Below are 17,405 nucleotides of genomic sequence, written 5' to 3'. Positions count from 1 at the left end.
AATGCCGGCGCCGCAAAATTGCCCGTCAAAATCTCGATAAAGATATAAACATTTCTTTATGCCCAATTGACTTCCTGCGAGAATTGCAGGAATGTGCGGCTGCCTAGGTTCCCCGGTCGTTGCGTGCAACGCGCTGGGGCTAAGAGGGAAGCCGGTGCCCCGTAACAAGGAATGCCGGCGCTGCCCCCGCAACTGTAAGCGGCGAGCTGATGTCCAGCGTGTCACTGGGGTGAACCCCTGGGAAGACGGACGGAGGCGACGACCCGTGAGCCAGGAGACCTGCCTTGGCGAAATAACGTCCACGGGCGGGGTGTCCCGGTGTGCCGTAGCGGAGGTCGCATAGCGGCCTGACTTGCTATGTGTCCGCTGATCCCTGCCCCAACTCATTGGGGTAAGTCATGTTTCAAACCGCAACTCAAGTCGCCGCCTCTGGCGTACCCCTTGTCGATCGACGGCCGGTCACGATGAGCGCCGATTTTGCGTTCAGCCTTAAGCGCATTCGTTTTGATGAGGATTATCGTCCCTCAGACAATACGCGTATCACCACCAACTTTGCTAACTTGGCCCGAGGGGAGGGCCGCCAGGAGAACCTACGCAACGCCCTGCGGATGATTGACAATCGTTTCAACGCTCTGGCGCATTGGGATAACCCAAAAGGCGATCGTTATTCTGTCGAGCTCGAAATCATTTCAGTTCAGATGAATGTAGGTGCTGAAGGAAACGATGAGCCGTTCCCTCTAATTGAGATGCTGGAGACGAACATCGTCGATCGAGCCAGCAATAAGCGAATCCGGGGTATCCTGGGGAATAATTTTTCCTCTTACGTACGAGATTACGACTTCAGCGTATTGCTATCGGAGCACAATCAGGACCGCCCGGACTTCAGCATACCAGACAATTTTGGCAATCTGCATGGCAACCTGTTCAAAAATTTCATAAACTCAGATGTTTACAACGAGCACTTCCGCAAACCGCCGATCATATGCCTGAGTGTCTCAAGCAGCAAAACATATCGTCGAACTGGGAATCAGCACCCTGTATTGGGTGTCGAGTACGAGCAGGATGAATTGTCTTCGACCGATTTGTACTTCCAGAAAATGGGATTGAACGTTCGCTTTTTCATGCCCCCGGACAGCGTCGCGCCTTTAGCCTTCTATTTCAACGGCGACCTAGTTTGCGATTACACAAATCTTGAGCTAATCAGTACTATCAGCACGATGGAAACGTTCCAAAAGATCTATCGACCTGAGATTTACAATGCTAGTTCCGCAGCAGGGGCCTGCTATCAGCCAAGTCTGAAGTATCAGGATTATTCCGTAACGCGAATTGTCTACGATCGAGAAGAGCGCAGCCGGCTGGCTATTGAGCAAGGCAGGTTTGCCGAAGAGCACTTCATCAAACCGTACAAGACCCTTCTTGAGCGGTGGTCTGCCAATTACGCTCTTTGATTACACGAAACAACAAGGTCGCCTGTCATGAGAACACTGTTGCCCACGTCAACCGCCGGCAGCTTGCCGAAACCCTCCTGGCTCGCTCAGCCTGAGAAGCTTTGGTCGCCCTGGAAACTGCATGGTGAAGACTTGATCGAGGGCAAACGGGATGCCCTCCGTTTGGCTCTGGACGATCAACGACAGGCAGGCATCGATATCGTCAGCGATGGCGAGCAAACGCGCCAGCATTTCGTCACGACGTTCATCGAGCACCTCGACGGTGTTGATTTCGAGAAGCGCGAGACGGTGAGAATTCGCGATCGGTATGATGCGAGCGTCCCGACAGTCGTCGGCGCGGTGTCAAGGCAAAAGCCGGTTTTTGTGGAAGACGCCAAGTTTCTGCGCCAGCAGACCAAGCAGCCTATCAAATGGGCTCTGCCGGGTCCGATGACCATGATCGATACGCTCTATGACAGCCACTATAAAAGCCGCGAAAAACTAGCCTGGGAATTCGCAAAGATCCTCAATGAGGAAGCAAGGGAGTTGGAGGCTGCGGGTGTCGACATCATCCAATTCGACGAGCCCGCATTCAATGTCTTCTTCGACGACGTGAATGCCTGGGGTGTTGCCACCCTGGAAAAGGCTATCGAAGGCCTCAAATGCGAGACCGCCGTCCATATTTGCTATGGTTACGGCATCAAGGCCAACACGGACTGGAAGAAGACTCTGGGGTCGGAGTGGCGGCAATATGAGGAGTCTTTCCCCAAGCTGCAAAAATCCAGTATCGATCTGATCTCGCTGGAATGCCACAACTCGCACGTTCCGATAGATCTCATTGAACTGGTTCGAGGTAAGAAGGTGATGGTGGGGGCCATCGACGTGGCGTCCAATACTATTGAGACCCCGGAAGAAGTCGCCAACACTCTCCGGAAGGCCCTTCAGTTTGTCGATGCCGACAAACTGTACCCCTGCACCAATTGCGGCATGGCGCCCCTCTCTCGTCGAGTGGCAAGAGGCAAGCTGAGCGCTTTAAGTGCAGGCGCAGAAATCGTCCGCAAAGAACTCTCGGCCTAGGAGCGTTTCCGGGATCGGCTTACCCGCTTCGTCGAAATGGTAATGCCGATCCGGCGTGCAAGAGGCGTTTCCGCCGAGACCACGAACACGGGCAATTGCTCAACTGCATCGGCTTTACCCGCCCTATGCACGCTTGAGTGGCAAATATAGGTATAATGTGACGTTTCCCCAGTTTCTTTCCAGCAGAGCGTTCGTTCTGGAGGAGGACTGGCTTTTGGGGCGCGCTCAATGGCAGCTGTGGGCGCGGCTCCAGGCCGACGGTAGCCTCCGGCATTTGCCTGGGCACGCCCCGCGGCTACGTCGTGGGGCTCCGGGATTGCTGAGTCTCGGCAGATCGGCGCATTGATCACCGCGATCCTGGACGGCCTCGCCAAATACGGGAAGCCGATCGCTGCACCTTGTAGTCTTTCTAAGCTACGGATTTTACTTGCTTTTCGACCGCGCGCCGCGAGACATAGGCTCGTCCGCGTCCGCTTCCTGCCTTTTCCTTCGGGATTGGTACGTAACCGTGCGGGGGTGATCCGGCTGTCGGTTGAAGAATATAGACGTCTTCCGGGATTTTCGTCTTTCCCAGAGGGATTTATTATTGACCTTTATACGTTGGACAAAATGGAGTGGGCGGAAGGATTTATAGTTTCAGATGAAACACTGTAGGTGAGGAAATTCCCATGCCCGCCCAACAATTCACCGCACAGATGTACAATGCCTTCCTCGGGCGGGCGCCGGAGCCCAACGGCTATGCCTGGTGGGTCTCCCTCTATCCCACCATGACCGAGACCGCCTTCATCAATGCCTGGGCGGCAACGCCCGAGGCCAAGGCCCTCAACCCCTGGCTCGACAGCCCCTCCATCACCAACGCCCATATCCTCGTCGGCTCGCTCTATGCCCATCTCTTCAACCGCACGCCCGATGCCGCCGGCCAGACCTACTGGGCCAATGAGTTGCAGGCCAATGGCATCGCCCCTGTCCTCCTGGCGCTGCTCGCCGTCGGCGGCACCGATGGCGCCGTGCAGGCCAACCGCACCACGGTCGGCGTCTATTTCGCGGAGAGGTTTTTGGCCGCCGGCGCCGCCCCGGCCTTCGCCTGGCAGCAGTCGATCCTGAACAGCGTCGATGCCACGCCCGCCTCGGTCACCGCGGCCAAAGCGCAGATCGACGCCTGGGTGGCCGCCGCCCCGCTCGATACGACGCTCGGCACCTATGCTGAGGTTCTGGCCCGCGCCAAGACCTACAATATCACCGGTCTGCCAAGCTTCATGATCTACGAGCTCGCCAGCGAGATGCTGGCGGCCGCCAATCCGACCGGCACTATGGTCGGCTTCGTCCACAACGGCGCCAAGCTCAGCCTCGTGCCGCTCTATCTCACCGCCACCGCGATCACCGAGCTCGGCCCCGCCTCCGCCCAGACGGTGGCCAGCGTCTTCGCCGACGGCCCGATCGCCCGCGTCACCCTCGACGGCCAGCCGGTCATCTGCATCAGCGTCAACGGCGACGCCACCTTCTCGGTCACCACCGATTTCGTCCTCACCGGCCTCGGCGCCGCCACCATTACGGATTTCGTGCTGGCTTAATCCTTGATTCCGGCAGCCCACCTTCCAGCTTCGCAAAACACCTTGTCTCGGCGCCTACGAAGCCGACCGAAGGCCAGATAGCCTGCGGGGATCTTTGGGGAGCGCATCCGTCCGATCATGGGGTTCACTTGTTCGGCGTCACGATGACGGTGGCTGACATGCCGGAGACGAGTTCAACGTCCGGCGGCAATGGCCCAAGCTTGATGCGGACCGGGATGCGTTGGGCGAGGCGGATCCAGTCGAATTCCGGATCGACCCTTGCCAGCAAACCATTCTGATCGGTCGTGTTGGCAATAGCTCGGCTCACGCCGGCGATTGATCCGTCGATCACCACCCCGCCCGCCATGAGCTCGATCCGGGCGTGGTCACCGACGCGGATCGCTGGCAGCTTGGTCTCCACAAAATAGGCGTAGACATAGAACGAATTGCGATCGACGAGCGCCATCGCGCCCTGTCCTGCGGTCGCGTAGTTGCCTGCGGAAACGTTGAGATTGGTGACCCAGCCATCGACCGGAGAACGCACTTCGGTGCGGACGAGATTGATCTGGGCTGCAGCGAGGGCGGCCTGTGCCGCCTCGAGCTCGGCCTGCGCTTCAGCCGCGGAGATCGACGTGCGCTCCATCATCTGTGGCGAGATGGCCCCGCTATCGTTGCGTGCCAGGTTGACGTTGCGGTTGGCCGTGTCCTGCGCATATTTCAGCGCCTGCACCTTCACCGCGACCTCAGCCTGGGCCTGTTCGAGGGCTACCTTGAAGCGCTCCCGGTCAATGGTGAACAGCAAGTCACCCTTTTTGATCAATTGGTTGTCGACGACATTGACGGACGCTACGAGGCCGGACACGTCTGGAGCGATCTCCACGACATTGGCGAGCACGCGCGCGTCGCGGGTCCACGGCGCGAGCGTGTAATACGCCCAAAGCCGCCAGCCGACGACGAGCGCCGCGACGACCACAAGGCACGTCATTCCGACCCTTACAACCGGCAGTCCCAGTCTCATCCCTGTCCTCCTGCAACAGCCGGCAAGCCAAGCATAAACGCACCGAGCACGATGACGTAGAGCGCCGTGTCGAACAGGGATCTATGCCAGACGAGGCGATAGAAGCCCGCCACGCCGAGCAGCCAGCGGACCACAAGAAAAGGCAGCAGGGCGAGCAACGCCCACATCATCAGCGGTGGAAGGTAAAAACCAAAAGCCTCTAGCGTATAGAAGGCGGTCGGAAGCGCAAAAGGCATGGACTTAAGCCTCGGCAACAGGGAGGAGCAGGAAGGCCCGATCGATCTCGAACCGGTCCGAGATGAACCGCAGTGAGGCAGCCGCGCGGATCGCCAGGGCCGCTGCCGAGCCCGGTTCCAGCGGAAGTGCCCCGAGAGCGGCGACTGACGATCGTACGGAAAATTCCGCCTCCGCAAGCCACGCGGCCCGCTGTTCGCCGGCACGTGGCACTACCTCCAATGCGGCGGCGAAACGATTCAGGAAGTCAGCGAGAATAACCGCGACCTCCGGCGATAGCTCGGGCGCCTGCCTGAGACGATTGAGGCGGCCGAGTTCCAGGCTCATGGACGCGGCGCCGAGCGCGCCGCGAAGAAAATCCTCGTCGCCCGGCCGATCGAGCGACAGGCGAGGCAGCAATTCGGCCATCATATCGACGATCGCACTGAGAATTTTGCGCTCGTGTCGCGCGCCCCGCGCCGCATCTGGAAGCAAGCGGCCAACCGCCATTGTCCAGAAGCGGGCCCGGTTCGCCATCGAGGTCACGGGAAGCAGCGCTATAAGGCCGAGGCAGGCGGCGATACCCAAGACGAAGGCCATGTTGGCATTAAAGAAAATGAGGTCATTCGGCTGAAATTTGTTGCCAGTGCCAAGCTGGGCACCAATGAAGCCCGCGAACATGATGCCTGGCCACATGGTCTGCGGCGTGCCCGCCATGAGCCCTCCGGGTATAAGGGCGGCGATAACGAATAGAGCAAACGCCTCGAACCCCTCAATCCGCGGCAGGACGAAGACCATGGCTGAATAGGCGACGGCGATGGCCAGAACGGTCCATAGCATGACCGGCAGGCCCAGTTTGCCCGGACGGTCCTGGTTGACCGCGAAGCACAGCGCCAATCCGATGCCGGTCAAGGCAGTAAAGCCGTATTTCCACCCGGTCGCGGCCCAGACAACACAGCCCAGGATGATAGCGAGTGCAGCGCGAGCGCCGATCAGCGCCGCTTCGGCGTGCGAGGAGGAGGCCAAGGCCTCAGGCGGCCTTCGTGCGTTGGAGGCACGCTGTCGGCGCAGGCTTGCCGCCTCGCTTACCATCACCATCGACAGACCATGCAGCAGGTCGCCTGCGCGATGCAGGATCAACAAGCCGTCGGCCAGTTGCTCGAATGGAACGCGACCCGCGAGCGTTTCCAGCCCCGTCGCGGCGGTGCCGAGGCTGGCTCGTGTCTTCACCAATGCGGCCCGCACCCGGTGCGGATCGGCAAACGCCTTCGGGTCATCGGCGATAAGCTGAAGGGTTTTCGCCGTTTCATCCAGGGCAGGCTGCATATGCGCAATGACGGAGGCTGCGGCGTCGCCCTTAAAATCATCGATACGCGTGTAGAGTCCCCTCGCCACGGCGAGAACGCCGAGGAACTCGTGGACCGCCCGACGCATCAGCACGTCGTCGGCTCGCATCTCAGGCGCTTCGAACATTGCATAGGAGCGAAGGGCATCAAAGCCGACGATCTTTTCCACCATGGCGCGCCGAAGCGCGGCAAAGGTTTCCGGTGGCGTTCCACGACGCAGGGCTATCGCGCCATAGTGGCTGAGATCACAAAAAAGGCGCGCCATCTGTTCGCGTAGCAGGACGCCCGCATAGCGTGGCATCACCAACACTGTTGCCGCCGAGGCGCAGGCGATACCGATGATGATTTCGCCCGTGCGATCGACAGCGATCGACCAAGCCTGCAGCGGATTCGCTGCGCCTTCCAACGCAACGAGCAGCGCCGTGTAGCCCGCAAGCATCCAGCCGTAGGACGCGTAGTTGCGCAGCCGGGCGGCAACATAGAACGACGCGCCCAGCCAAAGCGCCACGGCGCCCACCAGTGGGATGGGCGCCTGCGCGTAGAGGGCGAGAATGACAAGCCCCACACAAGCACCGGCAATGGTGCCGATGATCCGATAGGTGCTCTTGGCGAGCGCCCCACCGGCCGTGGGCTGCGCCAGCAGATAGACAGTCAGAATCGACCACTGTGGATCCTGCATCTCCAGCCAGTAGGCGATCGCGAGCGCCACGACCCCGGCAACTGCCGTGCGTAGCGCAAATACCCAGTTACGCCAGCTGAGGTCCACGGGGAAGGACGGCCAGAGGCTGGACCTGGAGGTCTCGGTCACACTCATAGTGCCTATCTCTATGACACCTCGCGCTGGATCGCTTAGCAAATATACCGCGGTTTGACTACTTCGATCGCGGCTCGGTCCTAGAAGAACTGTTGGGCTTATTTCGGAAATCGATGGAGTGCGCTCCAGTTCTGACGGAGAAGTCATCCTCTTCCGGCGCAGATACATCGTTGAAAGCGCCTTACCCTCGCTATTACCAGTAAGGCTCACAAGATCGACAATGCATGAGGTTGAAACGGGCCACCATTGGCGCAGCCCCCTCCCCGCGCGTTCGCAAGGTCATCCCATATCCTGTCTGCTCAACCTCGACATCGCCACACCATTGCACCCGTTAGAATCCAGATCCCATCCCCAGTTCTGAGGATAGAGGCAGGCGGCACCCTTCGTTAATGAGGCATCACATCCGTTGCGGCAACAAGCCATAGGACTTCACGGTCCATCTCTGGATGGCGATGAATTCAGAAAGAACCTGTGGATCGACGTCTACAGAAAAGTAATCGCCCGGGTGATGCAAAAAAGCTGCGCCTGGCGCGGATTGACGAGGGACAAAGACATGAATCCAGAACCTTTCATGCGGCTGATGTGCCTTGGCTGCGGTTTTTCCTACGATGAAGCACTGGGATTGCCCGAGCACGGCCTCGCCCCCGGAACGCGCTGGGCCGACATTCCCGGGACCTGGGTTTGCCCCGACTGCGGGACCCCAAAGCACATGTTCGAGATGGTGTTCATCGGCTATTCCGACGGTGGCTCCAGTCTCGCCAGCGCAGCATAAGCCCCACCGATCAGGAGCCACCCACAATGAGCAAGTCATTTATCATCCGCAACCATGAACGCGGCCATGACACGATCCGGTCTGATGGCACCCGTTCGTCCTACATTGCAGGACACCCGGATGGCTTCGTCACCCGTGCATCCAGCTTCAACTTTCACGACTACCAGAGCGGCCGTCCAGGATTCGGCCCAGTCCGGGTATTTGGCGACGAAGTCTTCCACGGCGCAGGCTGCGGTTACAATATGCACCCGCACCACAACTTCGTGATCTGCGCCTTCGTGTTCGAGGGACAGCTTACGCATATCAACACGGCCGGCGAAGGCATGGTCGATCAGCTGAAAGCCGGCGACTACTACGTCTTCTCAGCGGGTTCCGGCGGCAAGCATTCGGAACTCAGCGTCACGTCGGAAGACATGCACGCAATCTATCTCTGGCTGATGCCCAAGCAGCTTTTTTTGCCGCCTACCTATCATCGCGCCCATTTCGACTATCGCAGACGCCGCAACGAGATCGTGCAGCTTGTCGGCGACGCAGACACGGCCTTGCCGATCCCACAGGACCTGCGCGTCTCTCGACTGATGGCGGATGCGGGCCGCAGCTTCACCTACACTCTCCGCTCCAGGGGACACGGCGCTTACATTTTCGTCCGAGAGGGCTCTGCCACAGTTGACGGCGTCGCACTTGGTCGGCGTGACAGCGCGGGCTTCTCAGACCGCGACAATCCAGCCATCACAATCGACGTCGGTGAGGATGACAGCGACATCATCGTGGTCGAGACGATCATGATCGATGACGACAACATCAAGGTATGGGAGCACGATCATGCCAGCCACTGATCGCGACCGGGGCATTCCGTTGCAGCGCGGAAGGCTCCCAAGAACAGCGGTGCGTGAGCCGACGAAGCTGAACGCAGCTCCCTCGCCTTGTCCGTATCGCGCGCGTTGCACGTCTCTGATCTGCCACGGCGACCGGACCAACCCGGCTTGTCCCGGCAGCGTGCTCACCACAAGGAAAGGGAACTGACATGCCCATCATGAACGTGAGCTACCGTGCCGGCGACCTTGACAAGACGATGAAGGCAGATCTCGCGAAGCGATTGACCGACGTCCTAATCACGATGGAGGGCGGCGCCAATACGCATGGTGGACGCGCCTTCGCCTGGGTTCTCTTCAGCGAACGACCGAGCGAAGACTGGTGGGTTGGCGGCGAAACCGATAATAGCTTTATCTCCCCGCCTGGATGTTTTCTCGTTCATGTGACCATTCCGGAAGGCTATATGAACGCCAGCCACAAGCATGACGTCCATCTGTCGGTCAATGCGGCCATACGCGCCGCGACCGACACGACCGATCCTGCTGCGACCGGTGCCAGCATCCTTGTCGTCATCGCTGAGGTGCCGGAAGGTAACTGGGGTTGTGCTGGCCGTACAATCAGCTTGGAAAATATTGCTGACTCGGTTGGCCTCTCAAAGACCAGCGATCGGTACACCTGGGTGCAGGCGTACTTCTCCGCCAAAGCGCGTATGCTGTCAGCCTATGACTATCCCAAAAATATTGGCGGACTTCCCCCTAGTATTTCTCGGGAATAGGCCGTCGTCACACCGAATATATTTGTCAAATGGACCGGAATGGCGCCGGAGGCGCAAAGCTGAGCAAAGCGCCCAGCCAGCTTTTCATATCGCAGCCAATGCTTATGCAAACATGACTAGCGATTGTGATATTACCTTTGTTCCGGTGGAAATAACGGTGCACCACGAGGCATCGAGTGGATACCCCCGTGCCTAGGCTTCAAGACCCTGAGTGTTCCTACGTTCGGTAACGCGCGAAGTACCTGGATATTGATGATAACGAGGGCGGCATACCCCAGCTTTCTTCGGGATAACCGTCCCGTCAACGCCAAATGGCCAGTTTTCGTGTTTCAGCTGGAAACGAACTTATCGCCCCTCGGCGTGTGTCCAGCCGCCAAGCTTTGGATAGGATAGAACATGCTAGTCGAGGACCATCGCGCGTCAAAGTCGAGACCCTTCATAGGTGAGGAATACCTGGCAAGCCTAGGCGATGAGCGCGAGATCTCAACTACGCCGGAGCGCCTGAAGAGGTCCGCGTACAGGTCTTGAGGACCGCCGAGGACAGCGGATGCTTGGCTGACATGGGCGCTCTTGTCGACCGGTGCATGGCCGATTACGACCAAACGGGATGGATCGCACGTGCCTGGCCGCAATGGCCTCAGCACTGAGGTTGCAGCGCCTTCGGCGAAGGCCTCCGAACCAGAATCTTGCCTTATGAGTGGATGGCAGTGATGGAATCGACTTCCGTGCTGAGCATGTTCACCTTCAGCTTCGCTTCTATGTTCGCAATGGTGAACCCCATTGGAATGACGCCGGTGTTTCTCGAGCAGACCAAGGACCGAAGTGTATCGGAACGCCACCTCCTTGCCTATCGGGTCGCAGCATATGGCGTGGCATTGTTGGTACTCACATTATTCTTCGGGTCTTATGTTCTCCAATTCTTCGGGGTTTCGCTGGCCGATGTCCAAATCGCCGGCGGCCTGTTTGTATTCTACACCGCCTGGACGATGCTCGTCGCGTCACCAGCGCGAACGTCGGACCAGAAAGGAAGATCGGACTCAATCGGAGGTGATATCGCGTTCTTCCCGTTGACAATCCCGATCACGGCTGGCGCAGGTTCGCTTGCCGTCACATTATCTCTATCCAGCCGAATAGCACGCGGCGATAGTCATCCCGTCGCAGGATATGTCGGTGCGACGCTTGGCATTTGCCTGGTCTTTATCACCGTCGCGCTTTGTTATCGCTTCTCCGACAAGATATTTGCTCGAGTGGGCGCTGCTGCAACCGGCGCAATCACCCGGCTCACTGCATTCTTGCTATTGGCGATAGGGGTCGCGGTCACGTGGGATGGCCTCAAGCAACTTATTCTTTCGCTAAGAGCGGGGTAGACATTGTCGCACCGCACCGTCGAGGATCGCTCCGGCAAGTTTTTGGGGAATATTTCTTCCTCCTCATTGAAAAAGCCATTGAGGAGGTCAGAGCCGGCATCGACTATGCCGACGAACATGGCGGCGCAGGCAACGGCCGCTGACGATATCCTTCAATCGAGGGGCACCATTAGCGAAGAGCGCCAAGCAATCTGGCCATAACCTCGATTAAACGATGAGCAGAGTGTCTTGGATCGTATAATTTCGGTGATTGTTGGAGATTGCGGCTGCGGCAAGGGACCTCCCTCCGTTAGTTCAAGTCCCAGCATCTGCGACAGCTAGCCCACTCACCGGGATCACTAGAGATACAGAGGGTCGATCTATAGCCGGGCTCACAGAGAACATCTGAACCTATACGAGAAGAACTGACTTATGGCGGAATCTATCTTGTCACCGATCACGTGACAGGCGAAGCCAGCACGACAGCGCAGATGCTTGTCTGCATCGTCGAAGGTACGTTCTTTGCGCCAAACAATGCCGTCATGGGAGCGCCTCGGTCGCGGAGTCCGGCGAAGCCGCAAGCCTGCTGAACGTCACCCGCGATTTAGGAGCGAGCGTGGGATTGCCATGGCGGCGAGATTCCTGCCGCGGCGGTTGCATCTGCTTACCAGTGGTTCGAGCACGCTCGGCGCCAGCGCGGCGGATCTAGCCTCCGCCATCAGGATGGTTGTGATCGGCCTTGGCCCTGTTGGCGTCGCTCGCGGCCATTCCGTCTTGGCTGCGTCCCGCCAAACCTTCTAGCGCGCATCAGCGATAGGGTGCGATCCCGAATGATACCCACCAACCATAGCCCACCAACCAGTTCAAAAGCGCGCTCAAAAATCGACAAGGAGACAAGAAATGTCAGATGCATCAATAAAGCAGCCGATGTGGCGCAGTAGGTTGAAAGCCATAATTTTCGACATCCAAGGTACCACCGCCGACTTTTATCAACCGCTTCTACGGGCTGGATCCATTATCAACCGCAAGAAGGGACTTCGGATCAACTGGGCCGAGGTGTCGGCCGAATGGCGCAATCTCTATCGGAAGACGCTTGATGAAGTTATCGAAGGGAAGCGGCCGTGGATCAGGGCCGATCAAATCTACAGAGAAGCGCTCGACACATTGCTAAAAGAGCGCGGGCTTGAGTTCACTCAGCAAGAGCGTGCCGAACTCAATGGCGTGTGGTCGCAGCTTGACTCCTGGCCAGATTCCGTTGCAGGGCTGACGCGACTTCGCCGCTACTTTACGATCGCGACATTATCCAATGCAGGCATGGCGGCAGCTGTTGCTATCGTCAAGCATGCGAACTTGCCGTTTGACGCAGTACTAACCGCAGAATTGGCGAAAATATACAAACCAGCGCCGGAGGTTTATCAACTCGCGGTGGATTATCTTGGCTATCAACCAGATCAAATTTTAATGGTTGCTTGTCATAAATATGATCTGCGGGCGGCCGGGAAGTTCGGCATGCGCACCGCGTTTGTCGCGCGCCCTCTTGAGTTAGGTCCAGACGCGCGACCCGATATTGCGCCAGAGAGTTGGATCGACTGCTGTGTTGATAGTTTCACCGCTCTGGCAGACAGGTTGGGAGCAACTTAACGGCGGTCTTGTTCGGGACCGAATGGCATCCGCGGCTCGGCTATCGAGGTGAATACGTGATCCTTCCCACGGCATGGTCCAGAGCGATTGCTAGTGGACGGTTGGCCTGAACGCCAGCGCGGGTGGCGTAGCTAGAGCATTTCCGTTGATCGTGAATCGATTGTGAGGTGACGCGTGCTGACGAGGCTGATTCAACCTCTTTATGAGGAGGTGGAGGATGATGCGGGCTTTGAGCGACGATCTTCGCATGCGTGTTGTGGAAGCCTCGACGGGCGGACTTTCAGCCCGCCAGGCGGCGGCGAGATTTGGCGTCGGGATCTCGACGGCGATCCGATGGATCGCGTGAGCCAGGACTGGGGAGCTAACGGCTCGGCCACAAGGCGGCGTCGAGGCTCGAGCCTCGACGCTCATGAGGCGTTCATCGTCGGTGTGATCGAGGAGCGGCGGGACATCACGCTGCACAACATGGCGGCGCGGCTTCTTGCCGAGCATAACCGTCGCCATCCGCCGCAGCGCGCTGAGCGCTTGGCTTCGCGGGTGCGGCTGGACGTTCAAAAAACCGCCCATGCACTGGAGCAGGAGCGCGCCAATGCCCGAAGCAACGTTGCGACTAGTTCGAGGTCCAGCCCGAGTTCGATCCACAGCGGCTCGTCTTCATCGACGAGACGGGGCTGTCCACCAAGATGGGAAGCACGAGTTCTTGCTCTCCGCCATTAATGATCTGAAATAAGAGCGCGTAAAATCGCGCCCACTCCCAGCGCCATCATGAGAATTGGCAAAAGAACACCCGTGTTGATCCGCAAATACAATAGGATGGCGATTGCTGCAAAGAGGGCGCCTGTGATCGCTCGGGCGACGGGATATATGTTCCATCGACCCCACTGCAGAACAAGTCTGAAGCTATCGGCAACTGCTGCAGCAGCGGGGAGCAACAGAATGAGTGCCATCCACCGGCTCGGCAAGGAGTAGCCGAGTTCATCGGCTAAAAGCACCGAACCTACCAACGCTAGCGCCGGCCCACCTATTAAGGGGCTGACCCACATCCGGAAGCGCGACTTGCGGTACTGTCTTGGCATGGTTCATTGGGCCTGTCACGCAACAGACGTTGCGGTTGTGGGCTGCTGACACACTGTCGCCCCACAGGAGAGAAGTCCTGCGGCGGCACATCACGTCCAGATGACGCTTGCACCTATTCGTATGGGCTGGCCCGTCAGATCGCATCCCGAGAACTAGGGATCCCTTTCAAAGGGAGCTCTGCTTTCATTGCCCGAGGGAGGCGAGCAGCGCGCCAATCCGTTCGAAATCGCGAAGGTTCGCTGCTTCAGACTTGCGGAGCACTGTACGGATCTGACTGCGGACCGTCTCAAGCGACACGTTCCGGTCACGGGCTACACTTTCTGCGGTTTGGCCACCAAGAAGAGCGAGAGCGACAGCGCTCTCCGCGATACTCAGGCCAAACAAGTCACCAAGGAGCGAGGCGCGCGGCGTCCTGGCAGGCGACAGCTCCTTCAGAAGAATGAGGACCGGGCCAGGAGCGCCCGGAGCATCTTCACTAAGCGTGTATTGACGCGGCAGCGGTGATACAAGAACAGCCAATTGGCCCAGCCGATCATCTGTCTCACTGTCGATCTCAAAACGCACTGCTCCGCCGCTGCCTCCATGGGCTGCATCCGATACCAGAGACAATAGCCGCGCCGCCCGACTTCGATCACGAATGACCAGTTGCAGCGCGCGTGCGTTCCACACCTGCGAAGATTGACGCCTTAACGCAAGGGGCGAGCCGGCCTCGGAAAGAAGCCTTTCCGCCGCCTTGTTGATGAACAGGACGCTGGTCTCGTGATCGAGCACGATCGCACCGCCCGGCAGGGCCTCAAAGGCCGCGTAGCCAATCTGCGCATTCAGCTCCGCCCCGCGCAAGCGGTTATGGAGCTGTACTGCCCGCTGCATATGGGGAAGCATAGACGCAAGATTCTGTTTGTCTCGTTCGGTGAACGGGATCGTCTCTCTGAACAACAGGATCAAGGTCTTGTCGATATCGCCGATCGTGCCCAGCAGGAGGTGATTTCTCCCGAGGGGCTTGGCAAACTCCTGATAGAAGTCGGAGCGCATGAAGGTGTCATTCGGCAGCAGTTCCGTGCCGAGTTTAACTGTGGTTCCCCAATCCCTGCTCGGGATTGTGCGCAGGGCAGCTCCACGCACTGGATCGAGCGCCTGGAAGCGCGAATACTGCCCTTCCCCTGGCAGTCTTGGCTGCAAGACATTCATGAGGTGACCGTCCGTATCCCGCACGCGAAGGGAGCCGGAATCGACGCCCAAGCGCTGGAAAAACTCACGGCCGAATGCGAACCAGTTTCCGCCGCTTGAACTTGCCTCATAGAGGTCGCCGATTACGGCGGTGATGTCCGTTCCAGACATCGCACGAACTCCACAAGCAGGTCGGTCAACGACTCATGACATTTAGCGGGCGCTTCGCCAACGAGCCTTAAGGCTAAGCCACGGCTCGACGATACACGTATTGAGGCCCACTGTAAGCAAAATCTCGACCAGCTACGCTCCTACTAGGGCGCTGCGCGGCCGTGCTGATAAACGACCATCATTGATGGGCCTGTAAGGCACCTGGTTGAGAACCTATGTCTGAGCTTCGGCTTTGTGGCCGGGTAACCGGCTGCTGACGGCGATATGCGCGGCATTCGAACGCGATGGGATTATCCCGCGTTCGAGATAACCTGCGGTTCGAAGCGGTCCACTCCCCCACCGAGCTGCGATGAGTGCTCTCACCGACGGCTACTTATGTCCGCGTGACCGTCGGTCGCAGCAAAGGGAGGCAATCGGCATCTCAAGCAACTAATCAGTTGGGCATTTTTTCTATCCTGGCTAAAGGAGGTCCGCGGGAAGCGCCAATGGCACGGCGCACCACCTCCTCAGAACATGTTGATCAACCGTCATATTTAATCTTCAGGAGAAGCGAATATGTGCTTCACTTCTGCGATCGCGATGGCCGGTCGGACGACGCCCTGACTAACGATAACACCCCTTATCGATAGTCATGGACAGCCATTGGCAAATCCGCGATGCCGCTCGGCCGAGATGGCTGGAATCGCCCGGAAACACGTCGTTTTTCGCCTCCCCTCTTCCCGGATGGGTGCATTCCGCGCCTAGTTGAGCGACCGCCCCACCTGGATCGGTGGATTTCCCGCGCCGCTGAGCCGCGAAGGCACCCGCCGGGCGGAAAATCAGCCTCACGGCGCCCGGCAAGCGCCGAGCAAGCCTCCAAAACCCCTGAAATCGCCTGTTTTCCGCTCAGAGCCCCCACAGGCTGCCGTTCCGGCTCCTTTTGGCACCGCGACCATCTACGGTGCCCGATCGGCCTCCATGGCCTTTTGACGAGGCCGATAAAACACGTTTACAAAGGATCCTTTTCTCTTGTCTGGTGAAATTGTACAAAGAGCCCCGAATCGGCTCTGGAATCTCGATGGCCTCGCCCTCCCCTCCCCTCCGCACGCCCGTCCGACGCCTGATTGGCTATGCGCGGGTCTCAACTGAGGAACAGGCAACAGATGCCCAGGTCGACGAGCTCCGTGCGGCCGGTTGCCAGATCGTTCACACGGAGCACGGTTCGGGTGCGTCTCGGGTGCGGCCTGTATTGACCAGACTGCTGCGAGAGATCAGCGCCGGTGACGTCCTGGTCGTGGTGCGCCTGGACCGTCTGGCTCGCTCGGTCAGTCACCTTCTGGTGGTGATCGAGCATCTCGAGGAGCGCAAGGCGCATTTCCGCTCGCTCCATGACCCGATCGACACCTCCACGCCGCAGGGCATGTTCTCGCTGCAGGTGCTTGGCGCGGTGGCGCAGCTCGAGCGCGCGTTGATCGCCGAGCGCACCAAGGCGGGGATGAGAGCGGCGAAGGCTCGCGGCAAGCTGCCCGGCAATCCGGGCTTGCGGGAACGCAACCCGGAGGCGATACGCGCGGCCTCTGAGGCCAGGAGGCGGGTCTATGTTGGCGACCTCATTGTCTCGGCCTCCAACTGGCTGCCGGTGGTGCGGCGCATGCGGCCACAGCACAATTGGGACGAGGTTGTGCGGGTGCTGAACCATCGCGGCCAGAATTGGACCGTCGAGAAGTTGCGACGCGCGGTACACCGCCTGGTGAGCGAAAAGATGGCGGAGGCGCACCTGATCCAGCGCTCCCCTCGACGCCCTCCCGAGGACAGGCTAATGACCCTTGTCGCCGGCATAGCCATCGCCGATCCGGATCTCAGCTTGCGCGATATCGCCGCCCAGCTCGAGCGGATGCGGGAACGTGCACCGCGCGGCGGCCGGCAATGGGCTGCCTCATCCGTAAAAGCGCTACTTGACCGGGCGGAGCGGCTCGGCCTGGTTGTGCCGCAGCCACAGGAAGTTCAAGATTGAGCGGAAGGAACGGCCGATGGCGAGCCTCAGAGACGCCGTCTCTCGGAGGCCGGCGGATCTCATGTCGCAGTTGCTCTCTTCTGGTTGATGCTAGGGTGCGAAAACCGACGCAGAAGGCTATGCAATGCATTTTGGGCGCAGACCGGGCTTCGTCCCTCGGAGTCCATAAAGGCTACTTCCAAATGCAATTTGGGCCGTGCATGGA

General features: G+C 59.0%; 14 protein-coding genes, 1 pseudogene and 1 riboswitch. Of the genes and pseudogenes, 10 read left to right on the top strand and 5 right to left on the bottom strand.

The annotated features are described in order from the left end of the window. Nucleotides 1–88 precede the first annotated feature (88 nt). A riboswitch (cobalamin riboswitch) is annotated at nt 89–301 on the top strand. Nucleotides 302–464: 163 nt separating this feature from the next. The 3 genes from KIO76_RS30055 (at nt 465) to KIO76_RS30045 (ending at nt 4,075) form a co-directional block, all read left to right on the top strand. After that, nucleotides 465–1,448: a DUF1852 domain-containing protein gene (locus KIO76_RS30055; RefSeq protein WP_213327418.1), complete on the top strand. Its 984-nt coding sequence runs from the start codon at nt 465–467 to the stop codon at nt 1,446–1,448. Between the two features lie 27 nt (nt 1,449–1,475). After that, nucleotides 1,476–2,504 carry a methionine synthase gene (locus tag KIO76_RS30050; protein ID WP_213327348.1) on the top strand — a complete coding sequence of 343 codons (1,029 nt, stop codon included), beginning with the start codon at nt 1,476–1,478 and terminating at the stop codon, nt 2,502–2,504. Nucleotides 2,505–3,172: 668 nt separating this feature from the next. After that, a complete protein-coding gene (locus KIO76_RS30045) occupies nt 3,173–4,075 on the top strand; it encodes a DUF4214 domain-containing protein (protein ID WP_213327347.1) in 903 nt (300 codons plus the stop codon). A 124-nt stretch (nt 4,076–4,199) separates the two neighbouring features. Here the strand turns inward: KIO76_RS30045 and KIO76_RS30040 are convergent, their stop codons facing one another. The 3 genes from KIO76_RS30040 to KIO76_RS30030 are packed head-to-tail and all read right to left on the bottom strand — an operon-like array spanning nt 4,200 to nt 7,445. Next, a complete protein-coding gene (locus tag KIO76_RS30040; protein ID WP_213327346.1) occupies nt 4,200–5,072 on the bottom strand; it encodes an efflux RND transporter periplasmic adaptor subunit in 873 nt (290 codons plus the stop codon). After that, a complete protein-coding gene (locus tag KIO76_RS30035; protein ID WP_213327345.1) occupies nt 5,069–5,308 on the bottom strand; it encodes a DUF1656 domain-containing protein in 240 nt (79 codons plus the stop codon). The genes KIO76_RS30040 and KIO76_RS30035 overlap by 4 nt, the downstream gene beginning before the upstream one ends. Nucleotides 5,309–5,312: 4 nt before the next feature. Continuing rightward, entirely contained in the window at nt 5,313–7,445 is a 2,133-nt protein-coding gene (locus KIO76_RS30030) for an FUSC family protein (protein ID WP_213327344.1), read from the bottom strand. Between the two features lie 553 nt (nt 7,446–7,998). On the opposite strand from KIO76_RS30030, the gene KIO76_RS30025 reads away from it, so the two are divergent. The 6 genes and pseudogenes from KIO76_RS30025 to KIO76_RS30000 all read left to right on the top strand — a co-directional run. Next, a complete protein-coding gene (locus tag KIO76_RS30025; protein WP_502761918.1) occupies nt 7,999–8,217 on the top strand; it encodes a rubredoxin in 219 nt (72 codons plus the stop codon). Between the two features lie 26 nt (nt 8,218–8,243). Continuing rightward, nucleotides 8,244–9,053 (top strand): pirin family protein, encoded by an 810-nt coding sequence (locus tag KIO76_RS30020; RefSeq protein ID WP_213327343.1) that lies wholly within the window; start codon nt 8,244–8,246, stop codon nt 9,051–9,053. Between the two features lie 188 nt (nt 9,054–9,241). Next, entirely contained in the window at nt 9,242–9,805 is a 564-nt protein-coding gene (locus KIO76_RS30015) for a tautomerase family protein (RefSeq protein ID WP_213327342.1), read from the top strand. Between the two features lie 710 nt (nt 9,806–10,515). Next, on the top strand, nt 10,516–11,172 hold the full coding sequence (locus KIO76_RS30010) for a MarC family protein (RefSeq protein ID WP_213327341.1): 657 nt from the start codon (nt 10,516–10,518) through the stop codon (nt 11,170–11,172). 879 nt (nt 11,173–12,051) lie between these two features. Continuing rightward, nucleotides 12,052–12,792: a haloacid dehalogenase type II gene (locus tag KIO76_RS30005; protein WP_213327340.1), complete on the top strand. Its 741-nt coding sequence runs from the start codon at nt 12,052–12,054 to the stop codon at nt 12,790–12,792. 217 nt (nt 12,793–13,009) lie between these two features. Next, nucleotides 13,010–13,478 (top strand): annotated as a pseudogene (locus tag KIO76_RS30000) (transposase); the annotation flags it as partial. A gap of 27 nt (nt 13,479–13,505) precedes the next feature. Here the strand turns inward: KIO76_RS30000 and KIO76_RS29995 are convergent. Continuing rightward, nucleotides 13,506–13,739 carry a hypothetical protein gene (locus KIO76_RS29995; RefSeq protein WP_213327339.1) on the bottom strand — a complete coding sequence of 78 codons (234 nt, stop codon included), beginning with the start codon at nt 13,737–13,739 and terminating at the stop codon, nt 13,506–13,508. A 313-nt stretch (nt 13,740–14,052) separates the two neighbouring features. Beyond that, nucleotides 14,053–15,207: a hypothetical protein gene (locus tag KIO76_RS29990; protein WP_213327338.1), complete on the bottom strand. Its 1,155-nt coding sequence runs from the start codon at nt 15,205–15,207 to the stop codon at nt 14,053–14,055. 1,057 nt (nt 15,208–16,264) lie between these two features. On the opposite strand from KIO76_RS29990, the gene KIO76_RS29985 reads away from it, so the two are divergent. Further along, nucleotides 16,265–17,200, top strand: a complete 936-nt coding sequence (locus tag KIO76_RS29985; protein ID WP_213327337.1) for a recombinase family protein — start codon at nt 16,265–16,267, stop codon at nt 17,198–17,200. The last annotated feature ends 205 nt before the right edge of the window (nt 17,201–17,405 follow it).

It is taken from the genome of Chelatococcus sp. YT9, from assembly GCF_018398315.1.
In the GTDB taxonomy this organism is placed as follows: domain Bacteria; phylum Pseudomonadota; class Alphaproteobacteria; order Rhizobiales; family Beijerinckiaceae; genus Chelatococcus.
This window is presented reverse-complemented; position numbering and strand designations above follow the sequence as displayed.

Bases quoted from the DNA above. Each gene is read 5' to 3' on its own strand.
- KIO76_RS30055 (WP_213327418.1), top strand. From the start codon at position 465: ATGAGCGCCGATTTTGCGTTCAGCCTTAAGCGCATTCGTTTTGATGAG.
- KIO76_RS30050 (WP_213327348.1), top strand. From the start codon at position 1,476: ATGAGAACACTGTTGCCCACGTCAACCGCCGGCAGCTTGCCGAAACCC.
- KIO76_RS30045 (WP_213327347.1), top strand. From the start codon at position 3,173: ATGCCCGCCCAACAATTCACCGCACAGATGTACAATGCCTTCCTCGGG.
- KIO76_RS30040 (WP_213327346.1), bottom strand. From the start codon at position 5,072: ATGAGACTGGGACTGCCGGTTGTAAGGGTCGGAATGACGTGCCTTGTG.
- KIO76_RS30035 (WP_213327345.1), bottom strand. From the start codon at position 5,308: ATGCCTTTTGCGCTTCCGACCGCCTTCTATACGCTAGAGGCTTTTGGT.
- KIO76_RS30030 (WP_213327344.1), bottom strand. From the start codon at position 7,445: ATGAGTGTGACCGAGACCTCCAGGTCCAGCCTCTGGCCGTCCTTCCCC.
- KIO76_RS30025 (WP_502761918.1), top strand. From the start codon at position 7,999: ATGAATCCAGAACCTTTCATGCGGCTGATGTGCCTTGGCTGCGGTTTT.
- KIO76_RS30020 (WP_213327343.1), top strand. From the start codon at position 8,244: ATGAGCAAGTCATTTATCATCCGCAACCATGAACGCGGCCATGACACG.
- KIO76_RS30015 (WP_213327342.1), top strand. From the start codon at position 9,242: ATGCCCATCATGAACGTGAGCTACCGTGCCGGCGACCTTGACAAGACG.
- KIO76_RS30010 (WP_213327341.1), top strand. From the start codon at position 10,516: ATGGAATCGACTTCCGTGCTGAGCATGTTCACCTTCAGCTTCGCTTCT.
- KIO76_RS30005 (WP_213327340.1), top strand. From the start codon at position 12,052: ATGTCAGATGCATCAATAAAGCAGCCGATGTGGCGCAGTAGGTTGAAA.
- KIO76_RS29995 (WP_213327339.1), bottom strand. From the start codon at position 13,739: ATGGCACTCATTCTGTTGCTCCCCGCTGCTGCAGCAGTTGCCGATAGC.
- KIO76_RS29990 (WP_213327338.1), bottom strand. From the start codon at position 15,207: ATGTCTGGAACGGACATCACCGCCGTAATCGGCGACCTCTATGAGGCA.
- KIO76_RS29985 (WP_213327337.1), top strand. From the start codon at position 16,265: ATGGCCTCGCCCTCCCCTCCCCTCCGCACGCCCGTCCGACGCCTGATT.